The organism is Stenotrophomonas sp. STEN054, assembly GCF_056854535.1.
In genome coordinates, this window is sequence record NZ_JBXFWG010000081.1 from 1 (window position 1) to 10181 (window position 10181).

Annotated in this window: 9 protein-coding genes; 4 read left to right on the forward strand and 5 right to left on the reverse strand. The window is 68.0% G+C overall.

Features of this window, described 5'->3' with window-relative positions:
* Window positions 1–202: 202 nt before the first annotated feature.
* From AC1VXD_RS19085 to AC1VXD_RS19095, 3 genes are all read right to left on the reverse strand, one after another.
* On the reverse strand, window positions 203–1768 hold the full coding sequence (locus tag AC1VXD_RS19085; protein WP_482993368.1) for a protein adenylyltransferase SelO: 1566 nt from the start codon (window positions 1766–1768) through the stop codon (window positions 203–205).
* A 31-nt stretch (window positions 1769–1799) separates the two neighbouring features.
* The gene (locus tag AC1VXD_RS19090) at window positions 1800–2489 is read right to left on the reverse strand and encodes a glutathione S-transferase (RefSeq protein WP_482993369.1); all 690 of its coding nucleotides are present in this window, start codon (window positions 2487–2489) and stop codon (window positions 1800–1802) included.
* A 120-nt stretch (window positions 2490–2609) separates the two neighbouring features.
* Window positions 2610–2819 carry a cold-shock protein gene (locus tag AC1VXD_RS19095; protein ID WP_004153307.1) on the reverse strand — a complete coding sequence of 70 codons (210 nt, stop codon included), beginning with the start codon at window positions 2817–2819 and terminating at the stop codon, window positions 2610–2612.
* Between the two features lie 302 nt (window positions 2820–3121).
* Here AC1VXD_RS19095 and AC1VXD_RS19100 point away from each other — a divergent pair, with 302 nt between their 5' ends.
* Window positions 3122–3607, forward strand: coding sequence for a YaiI/YqxD family protein (locus AC1VXD_RS19100; RefSeq protein ID WP_482993370.1), 486 nt, complete (start codon window positions 3122–3124; stop codon window positions 3605–3607).
* Between the two features lie 17 nt (window positions 3608–3624).
* Here AC1VXD_RS19100 and AC1VXD_RS19105 read toward each other — a convergent pair whose 3' ends face one another.
* The gene (locus AC1VXD_RS19105) at window positions 3625–4503 is read right to left on the reverse strand and encodes a pseudouridine synthase (RefSeq protein WP_482993371.1); all 879 of its coding nucleotides are present in this window, start codon (window positions 4501–4503) and stop codon (window positions 3625–3627) included.
* 150 nt (window positions 4504–4653) lie between these two features.
* On the opposite strand from AC1VXD_RS19105, the gene AC1VXD_RS19110 reads away from it, so the two are divergent.
* The 3 genes from AC1VXD_RS19110 to AC1VXD_RS19120 all read left to right on the forward strand — a co-directional run bounded on the left by AC1VXD_RS19110 (window position 4654) and on the right by AC1VXD_RS19120 (window position 8544).
* Window positions 4654–5202, forward strand: a complete 549-nt coding sequence (locus AC1VXD_RS19110) for a YaeQ family protein (RefSeq protein WP_482993372.1) — start codon at window positions 4654–4656, stop codon at window positions 5200–5202.
* A complete protein-coding gene (locus AC1VXD_RS19115) occupies window positions 5199–6383 on the forward strand; it encodes a BaiN/RdsA family NAD(P)/FAD-dependent oxidoreductase (protein ID WP_482993373.1) in 1185 nt (394 codons plus the stop codon). The genes AC1VXD_RS19110 and AC1VXD_RS19115 overlap by 4 nt, the downstream gene beginning before the upstream one ends.
* Window positions 6384–6474: 91 nt before the next feature.
* Complete coding sequence (locus AC1VXD_RS19120; protein ID WP_482993374.1) at window positions 6475–8544, forward strand: EAL domain-containing response regulator; 2070 nt, start codon at window positions 6475–6477, stop codon at window positions 8542–8544.
* A gap of 83 nt (window positions 8545–8627) precedes the next feature.
* Here AC1VXD_RS19120 and fabV read toward each other — a convergent pair whose 3' ends face one another.
* Window positions 8628–9887, reverse strand: a complete 1260-nt coding sequence (fabV, locus tag AC1VXD_RS19125) for an enoyl-ACP reductase FabV (protein ID WP_482993375.1) — start codon at window positions 9885–9887, stop codon at window positions 8628–8630.
* Window positions 9888–10181: the final 294 nt, after the last annotated feature.

Here is a 10181-nt window from a genome sequence, read left to right on the forward strand (position 1 = left end):
GGGTGGGTCCGGTTGAGGGGGTGTGAGCGGCATGGATGCCGCGACCAAGCCCCCATGGACGGGTTCACGGCGTCCCCCTCAACCGGACCCACCCCGCCAACCCACGGAATGCCGCTCAGGCTTTTGACGTTGAGGTTGCCGGCCAGCGGCCGGCACTACCGCTTCGGCGGGTGCAGGGCTGCAAGCCCTGCAAAACACCCCCCTACGAACTGCAGGAAAGCATCGAGCACCCGGCACGGTGATCCGCCCACGCCGGCCGCTTGCCGGCATAGTGCTCCAGCCCCGGCCGCTCCGTGTACGGATCACGCAGCACCTCCTGCAGCGCGCGCACGCCGCCGAGATCGCCCTGTTCCGCCCGGTCGATCGCTTCCTGCGCCAGCCAATTGCGTAGCACGTACAGCGGATTGGCCGCCGCCATCTTCGCCAGCCGTGCCTCCGCCGTCAGCGGATCGGCACGCAACCGCGACGCGTACTCCTGCAGCCACTGCTGCAGCGGCGCCTGCACCGCCTGCCGGCGCGCGTCGTCGTAGTACACCGCGTCCAGCATCCCGACGTCCGGCGCCGCCGCATCCACGCGCATCAGTGCGCGCCAGGCCAGGGTCATGTCCATGCCGCCTTCCTGCAGCAGCTGCTGCCAGCGCAGGTAGAGCTGCAGGTCTTCGTCGGCGGCAGCGGCCAGGCCCAGCTTGGCGGCGGCATCGCGGCGCGTGCAGGCGACGAACGTGGCCTGGAACGCGGCCAAGCCCGCCTGCAGCGGGGCCACGTCCGCGAACAGCGGCGACAGCGCCTGTGCCAACCGGTTGAGGTTCCAGTACGCCACCTGCGGCTGGGTGCCGAAACGGTAGCGGCGGCCCTGGGCATCGGTGGTGTTGGGCGTCCAGTCCGGGTCGTAGTCCTCCACCCAGCCATACGGGCCGTAGTCGATGGTCAGGCCCAGCACGGACAGGTTGTCGGTGTTCATCACCCCGTGCACGAAACCGACGCGCATCCAGTGCGCCATCAGCTCGGCGGTGCGCACAGCGATCTGCGCGAACCAGTCGCCGTACAGCGCCTCGCCCTCGCCCTGCAGTCCGGGGAAATCGCGGGCGATGCAGGCATCGGCCAGCTGCTTCAGCAGCGCGGTCTCGCCACGCGAGGCCGGCAGTTCGAACGTACCGAAGCGGATGAACGACGGCGCCACGCGGCAGACAATGGCACCGGGTTCGGCGCGCGGGTGGCCGTCGTAGAACATGTCGCGCACCACATCTTCGCCGGTACCGACCAGTGACAGGGCGCGCGTGGTCGGCACGCCCAGGTGATGCATCGCTTCGCTGCACAGGAACTCACGGATGGACGAGCGCAGCACGGCGCGACCATCTGCGCCGCGCGAGTACGGGGTCGGCCCGGCGCCCTTGAGCTGCAGCTCCCAGTGCCGGCCATCGGTCGCCACCAGTTCACCCAGCGAAATCGCGCGGCCATCGCCCAGCTGCCCCGCCCAGTGGCCGAACTGATGGCCGCCGTAGTTGGCCGCCCACGGCTGCATGCCGGCGTACAACGCGTTGCCGCCAAACACCTGGGCGAAGTCATCGTCCTGCACGTCGGCCGCCTCGAAGCCGAGCAGCGCGGCAACCTCCGGCGACCAGGCCAGCAGGGTCGGCGCGGCGACCGGCGTCGGCATCACCGATGACCACGCAGCGCCGCGCACTTCGCGGCGGCGCGGGCCGCTCTCGGGGTCGCCCGGCAGGGCGGTCAGCAGGCGGTTGTCGAAGCGAGGGGCGTTGGTTTCCATCCTCACAGAATGGGGGCGACGGAGCCGCGCCTCAATCGCCGCGCAGGGCCTGCAAAGCGCCGCCCTTGGCCTCGGCGCGCAGGTAGGCCGGGCGCTCACCGATGCGCGCGAGGAAGCCGCGCAACGCCGGCTTGTCGTCCAGTCCGCCACCGCGGGCGGCGGCGGCCTGGATCGGGAAGCTCATCTGGATATCGGCAGCGGTGAAACGGTCGCCCGCGAACCACGGGCTTTCCGCCAGGCGCCGCTCCATCCACTCCAGGTGCAGGCGCCGCTGCGGGCCGATGAAGCTGCGCTCGGCCTTGTCGGCGATGCTTCGGGCGATCGGGCGGGCAAAGAACGGCATCGGCGCACTGCGGATGCGGCTGATCACCAGGGTCAGCAGCAACGGCGGCATCGCCGAGCCTTCGGCGTAATGCAGCCAGTAGCGGTAGTCGATGCGCTCGGCAGCCTCGGCCGGCATCGGCGCGGGCGACAGCTGCCGCTGCGTGTCGTAGCGGTCGGCCAGGTAGTCGAGGATGGCCCCGGACTCGGCCAGCACAAAATCGCCCTCCTGCAGCACCGGCGACTTGCCCAGCGGATGCACCTGGCGCAGCGCGGGCGGCGCCAGCAGCGACTTCGGGTCACGCGGATAGCGGCGCAGCTCGTAGTCCAGCCCCAGCTCTTCCAACATCCACAGCACGCGCAGCGAGCGGGAATTTTCCAGGTGGTGGACGATGCGCATGGGCGGGCTCCTAGGGGGAGCGCGCATCGTACCGCGCGCCGGTGTGTGCGTTGCGCGCATAAAAAAACGCCGGAAGCTTTCGCTTCCGGCGTTTCTGGCTACCAAACGGCAGCAGACGGATTAGACCGCCTGCACCTGGTCAGCCTGCATACCCTTCTGGCCCTGGACGGCGATGAAGGTAACCTTCTGGCCTTCCTGCAGGGTCTTGAAGCCGGTGCCCTGGATGGCACGGAAGTGCACGAACAGGTCCGGGCCGCTTTCCGGGGTGATGAAGCCGAAGCCCTTGGCGTCGTTGAACCACTTGACGGTACCGGTCTGGCGATCAGACATTTGACTAACTCCTGAAACACATGTTGAAAAAATCGCAGCCACCGGGAATCGGGGCCGAGACTGAGTTGCAGGCGTTGGTAAAGCGGATCGATGAGCGGATCGTGAGATCAACTGCACCAGGCCACGATTCACGGTGACCCTAGCAAACACAGTGGGTCGAACGATACGCGTGTTTTGGGGAAAAAGCGATAGCCCTGACATTCATTTGCATCGCCTGCCTCGCTAGGCGTGGCAAGGCTTGGCACCGGATCGAGGCTAAACCCGAGTCCCCATTCAGGATTTTCCTACCCTACACTGGGTAGATGACTGAAGCTGAAACCCAAGCTGAACAGGGCCGACCGAGGATCTGGGTTGATGCAGACGCCTGCCCCGGCGTCATCCGCGACATCCTTTTCCGCGCCGCCGAGCGGGCCGGCCTGGAGCTGACCCTGGTCGCCAACCAGTGGATCCGCACCCCACCCTCGCGCTGGCTGCGCTCCATCCAGGTGCCGCAGGGCCTGGACGTGGCCGACAGCGCCATCGTCGAACGGGTGGCCGCCGGCGACCTGGTGGTCACCCAGGACATCCCGCTGGCCGCCCTGGTGCTGGAAAAGAAGGCCGTCGCCCTGAACCCGCGCGGGCAGCTGTACACCGCCAACAACATGGCCGAGCGGCTGTCGATGCGAAATTTCATGGAAGAACTGCGCGGCGCAGGCGTCCAGACCGGCGGCCCGCCGCCGCTGGGCCCGCGCGACCGCCAGCTGTTCGCCGCGGAGCTGGACCGCTGGCTGGCCCGTGTGAAGCCGTGAGGCTGCAACCGCGCTGATCAGCGCCTTTCCGGCAGCTGCAACGCGCGCTCGCTGCTGAACGCCCGCCGCTTCCCGCTCAGCGGATCCTGGAACGCCAGCGCCCGCGCCAGCAGCTGCAACGGCGGCGCCTGCAACGGATCGGCCGCCGGCTGCAGCTGCGGGTACAGGTCATCGCCGAGGATCGGCGCGCCCAGCGCCGCCATGTGCACCCGCAGCTGGTGCTTGCGCCCGGTTTCCGGCTGTAGCCGGTAATGCCAGACCGCTCCGTCGGCGGCGATCACCTCCACCCGGGTGCGCGCGTTCGCCTCGCCCGGCACTTCGGCCATGCGGAAGAACGGCTCGCCGGCCACGATCCGGCTCAGCCGCTGCAACGGAAACACCAGGCCCGGCAGCGCCGGCGCCAGCGCTTCATAGGTCTTGTCGATCCGCTGCTCACGGAACAGGCGCTGGTAGGCGTCACGCGAATCCGGCCGCTGCGAGAACAGCACCAGCCCGGCGGTCAGCCGATCCAGCCGGTGCAGCGGCACCAGATCGGCATTGCCGGTCTGCGCCACCAGGCGCGCCAACAGCGTCTCGCGCACGTAGCCGCCCGCGGGGGTTACCGGTAGGTAATGCGGCTTGTCGGCCACCAACAGGTGCTCATCCTCGTAGAGGATGCGCTCGCTGAACGGAATGGACGGCTCGTCGCTGACCTCACGGAAATAGAGGATCTCCAGCCCGACCTGCCAGGGCTGGTCCGCCGCCAGCGCCCTGCCCTGCGCGTCCTGCACGCGGCCGCGGGCGAAACGGTCCTGCCACTGTGGGCGGTCGATGCGCGGGAAACGCGCGCACAGCCCGTCGAGCAGGTTCGGCCAGTCCCCCGGCGGCAGCTGCAGGCGGCTGGGCAACGTCGTCATCTCCGTCCCATCAGCGAGCGATCCATCAGCGGGCCATCCATCAGCGGGAAGACAGCAAGGGTGCCACCGTTGACGCCCGGCAGACACCCCGACCACGGACACCCTCCCGGCAAACCTCTATCATGGTCGTCTTTAGTGCACGGATTCCCCATGGCCCTCACCGCCACCATCCGCAAGGCCGAGCTGCAGATCAGCGACATGGATCGCGGCTACTACGCGACCCACAACCTGACCCTGGCCCAGCACCCGTCGGAAACCGACGAGCGCCTGATGGTGCGCCTGCTCGCCTTCGCCCTCAACGCCGATGATCGCCTGGAGTTCGGCCGCGGCCTGAGCACCGACGACGAGCCGGACCTGTGGAACCACGATTACACCGGCGACATCCTGCAGTGGATCGACCTCGGCCACCCCGATGAATCACGCATCCGCAAGGCCTGCAACCGCAGCCGGCAGGTGCAGGTGGTGAACTACGGCGGCAATGCCTCCGAGATCTGGTGGAACAAGCAGGGCAAGGCCCTGGCCCGCTTCGACAACCTGTCGGTGGTCGACCTCGACGGTGCTTTCGTAGAACAGTGGGGCCAGCAGATCCAGCGCGCCATGCGGTTCAGCGTGCTGATCCAGGATGGCGAAGTGCAGATCCTCAACGACCAGATGCAGCTCGACATCATCCCCAACTGGCGCAAGCGCGCCAAGGCATGAGCACGATCCGCTGCGACGTGCTGGTCATCGGCGCCGGCGCGGCTGGGCTGATGACCGCGATCACCGCCGGCCAGCGCGGCCGCCACGTGCAGGTGGTCGACCATGCCAACAAGGTCGGCAAGAAGATCCTGATGTCCGGTGGTGGCCGCTGCAACTTCACCAACACCGGCACCACCCCGGCCAACTTCGTCTCCGCCAACCCGCATTTCTGCAAGTCGGCGTTGGCGCGCTACACACCGTGGCACTTTATCGAGATGGTGGACAAGCACGGCATTGCCCATCACGAGAAGGAGCTGGGGCAGTTGTTCTGCGATACCTCGTCCAAGCAGATCGTGAAGATGCTGGTGGACGAGTGCCAGGCGGCGGGCGTGCAGATCCGTACCGACTGCAGCGTGCAGCGCATCGAGCACGGCAGCGATGGCTTCCGCGTGCATACCAGCCAGGGCCTGTTCCACTGCGCCTCGCTGGTGGTGGCCACCGGCGGCCTGTCCATCCCGAGCATGGGCGCCACCGGCTTCGGTTATGAGCTGGCCCGCCAGTTCGGCCACCAGGTGCTGCCCACCCGCGCCGGCCTGGTGCCGCTGACCCTCAGCGGCACCCACCAGGAGCGGCTGGCCGATCTCAGCGGCGTCGCCCTGCCGGTCGAGGCGCGCTGCAACGGCAAGCGCTTCCAGAACTTCATGCTGCTGACCCATCGCGGCGTCAGCGGGCCAGCCATCCTGCAGATCTCCTCGTTCTGGCAACCCGGCGATGCACTGGAGCTGGACCTGCTGCCGGGCCAGGATGCGACCGAGTGGCTGCGGCAGATGAAGCGTGACCGCCCGGCAGCCGAACTGCGCACGGTGCTGGCCGAGGTGCTGCCCAAGCGCCTGGCCCAGCGCCTGTGCGAACACTGGCTGCCGGACCGCCCGGTGCGGCAGCTGGACGAACCGGTGCTGCGCAAGGCCGGGCAGCTGCTGGGCGCCTTCCCGCTGGTGGCCAGCGGCACCGAGGGGTACCGCACCGCCGAGGTCACCCTGGGTGGCGTGGACACCGCCGAAGTGTCGTCGGCCACGATGGAATCCAAGCGCGTGCCCGGCCTGCATTTCGTCGGCGAAGTGCTGGACGTGACCGGTTGGCTGGGCGGCTACAACTTCCAGTGGGCCTGGGCCAGCGGCCATGCCGCGGGCAGCGTGGTGTGAACCGCATCGCCGTTCCAGCGCTGCAAGGGGCGCGCGCATGGACGGACTGGCGCGCATCGTGTATCTAGATTTGCAGATTGGGGAGCAGTGCATGCAGAACGCGAACGACATCACCATCCGGCTGCTGATCGTCGATGACAGCGGCGAGAACGCCGAAGCCATCGTCAGCACCCTGCGCAACAGCGGCATCGCCGTGCGCCCGTGGCGGCCGCAGGATGCGGCCGAGCTGTCGCAGGTGCTGGCCAGCCAGGCCATCGACCTGGTGCTGGCCTCGCCGTCGCAGGGCATCCCACTGCCGCTGGTGGCCCAGCACATCGCCGCCAGCGGCAAGGACATCCCGCTGGTCCTGCTGGCCGATCGCATCGACGAGGACGAACTGGTCCAGGCCAGCAGCAACGGTGTCCGTGCCCTCGCCCTGCGCCAGCGCAACGACCACCTGCTGGCAGTGGTGCGCGACCAGTGGGTCGACCTGCAGGCGCGCCGTGGCCTGCGCCGCATCGAGGCGCAGATGCGCGAGACCGAGCGCCGCTGCGATGCCCTGATCGCCTCTTCGCGCGACCCCATCGCCTATGTCCACGAAGGCATGCACATCCGTGCCAACGATGCCTATCTGGACATGTTCGGCTATGGGGACTTCGACGATATCGAAGGCATCTCGCTGCTGGACATGGTCGCCGCCCAGCACGTGGACAGCTTCAAGCAGCTGCTGAAGTCGCTCAGCCGTGGCGAGGCGCCGCCGCCGCAGTACCAGCTGGACGCGCGCCACCAGGATGGCAGCGCCTTCCCGGCCACCATGGAATTCACCGCCGCCACCTACGAAGGCGAATCCTGCCTGCAGGTGGTGTTCCGCCGCCGCCTGGAGCTGGACACCGAACTGGCCCGCGAGGTCGAGGACCTGCGCCAGCGCGACCAGGTCACCGGCCTGCTCAACCGCCCCACCTTCATGCTGCAGGTGGAAGATGCGGTAGCCCAGGCCGGCCGCAGCGAGGGCCAGTTCGGCCTGCTGCTGGTCGAACCGGACCATTACGCGCGCCTCATTCCCGATATCGGTCTGGACTCGGCCGACACCCTGATCGGCGCGATGGCTGCGCTGCTGGCTGAAGTGGTGGGCGATGGCGCGCAGATGGCACGCTTCGGCGAACACAGCTTCGCGGTGCTGCAGTCCGGCGCCTACGCACAGACGCTGACCATGGCCGAGCGCATCCGCGAAGCCTTTGCCGCGCACGTCTTCACCATCGGCGCGCGCTCTGCCACGGTCACCGTCAGCCTCGGCGGCGTGCAGGTGGGCGAAAAGATCGCCAGCATCGGCCAGGTGCTGGCGCGTGCCAGCGAATGTGCGCAGGCCGCTGCCGCACTTGGCAATACCACGCGTATCTTCGACCCGGCCGCGGTCGACCGCATCGAGGAAGAGCGCGTGCAGCGCTGGGTCGCGCGTATCCGCGAGGCGCTGGCCGGCGACGGCTTCCAGCTGCATTACCAGCCGGTGCTGAACCTGCAGGGCGAGCCAGTGGAGCTGTACGAGGCCTACCTGCGGCTGGAGCACAGCGGCGAGCTGCTCAGCCCGACCGCCTTCCTCGGCATCGCCGAGGAGCACGGCCTGCTGGGTGACATCAACCGCTGGGTCGTCTCGCAGGCGATCAGCGTGTTGGGCGCGCGTGCGCGCGCTGGCCATGACACCCAGATCCTGGTCAAGGTCACCCCTGAGTCGTTTGACGACCCGAAGATGATCGCCACGCTGCGCCAGCAGTTGCAGGCACAGGGCGTGCCGGGCGAGCGCCTCTGGCTGCACGCGCCGGAGGCGAAGGTGTTCACCCACCTGCGTGCCGCCCAGCAGTTCCTCGCCGACGTCGCCCCGCTGGGCTGCCGGATCGGCCTGGAGCAGTTTGGTTCGGGGCTGGATTCGTTCCAGCTGCTGGCCCACTTCGAGCCGCAGTTCCTCAAGCTGGATCGCGGCTTCACCAGTGACCTGGCGGCGACCCGCGAGAACATCGACCGCATCAGCCAGATCACCGCGCGTGCGCAGGAAGCCGGCATCCGCACCATGGCCGAGTTCGTCAGCGACGCCAACTCGATGACCCTGCTGTTCAGCGCGGGCGTCGACTACGTGCAGGGCGATTTCGTCGGCCCGGCACTGCCGTCGATGAACTTCGATTTCGGCTGAATGGTAGCGCCGGGCCGTGCCCGGCGAGCGTAGCGGCATTCATGGCATCCGCCGGGCATGGCCCGGCGCTACCGTTTATCGCGTCAGGTCAGATCGACCAGGTTGGCAATCTTCACGTCCGGGTTGACGTCGGCTTCGTAATCGACGCCTTCCACGCCGAACCCGAACAGGCGCAGGAAATCGGCCTTGTAGCCGGCCAGGTCGCTGATCTCGTACAGGTTCTCGTTGGTCACCTGCGGCCACAGCTCCAGCACCTTGCCCTGCACTTCCGGGGCCATTTCCTTGTAGTCGGCGCGCAGGCGGCCTTCCTCGTCCACCAGGCCGACGGTACGGCCCTGGCCATCGACCAGGTCGTGGCGCAGGCGGTCGACGGCCACGCCATCAGCCTTGCCGCCGTAGAGGATGTCGTACAGCACGTCGAGCTGCTCGATGCAGCCTTCGTGGGTGCCCTGCGCCTTCATCACCTTGAACAGCAGCGACAGATACAGCGGCATGGTCGGGATGGCCGAACTGGCCTGGGTGACCACCGCCTTCAGCACCGACACGCGGGCGTCGCCGCCGATCTTCGCCAGCGATGCGCGCAGGCCCAGCACCTTGTCGTCGAGGTCCTTCTTGGCCGCGCCGATCGAACCGTTCCAGTAGATCGCCTGGGTAATCTCTTCGCCCACGTAGGTGAAGGCGGTGGTGGTGCAGCCGTTGGCCAGCACGCCGGCCTCGGACAGCGCGTCGATCCACATCTGCCAGTCTTCGCCGCCCATGACTGCAACGGTGCCGGCGATCTCCTCGGCCGTGGCCGGCTGCAGGTGGGTCTCGGTCAGCACTTCCTTGTCGGTGTCCAGGCCGCGCAGGACGATCGGCTCGCCGATCGGCTTCAGCGTCGAGCTGATGATCTCGCCGGTCTTCGGGTGCTTGCGGCGCGGGGCGGCCAGGCTGTAGACGACCTGGTCGACCTGGCCGAGGTCGGCCTTGATCATCTCGATGGTCCTGGCCTTCACTTCATCGGAGAAGGCATCGCCGTTGATGCTCTTGGCGTACAGGCCGGCTTCGTCGGCGTACTTGTGGAACGCGGCGGAGTTGTACCAGCCGGCGGTGCCCGGCTTGGTTTCGCTGCCCGGACGCTCGAAGAAGATGCCCAGGGTCGCGGCGCCGCTGCCGAAGGCGGCAGTGATGCGCGCGGCCAGGCCGTAGCCGGTCGAGGCACCGATGACCAGCACGCGCTTGGGGCCGTTCTGGATCGGCGGGCGGGCGCGGATGTAGTCGATCTGCTGCTTGACCGCGGCTTCGCAACCGGTCGGGTGGGTGGTGACGCAGATGAAGCCGCGGACGCGCGGTTTGATGACCATGGATACCTCGGGTTGGCAGATGCGGCGCACGGGGCGCTCAGCAGGAATGCGGGCGCGCGCAGGCGCGCGCGAACCGCAGGATCGTAGTGCGCGGTGGAAGATTTCACAACCGACGCTGGCGTAGGGTGGGGTTTTCTTTTTGCAGGGCTTGCAGCCCTGCACCCGCTGCAATCAACGTCAACGTCGAAAGGTGGGGGCGTGAGGGTTGGGGGGGCGGGTCCGGTTGTGGGGGACGCCGTGAACCCATCCATGGGGGCTTGGTCGCGGCATCCATGCCGCTCACACCCCCTCAAC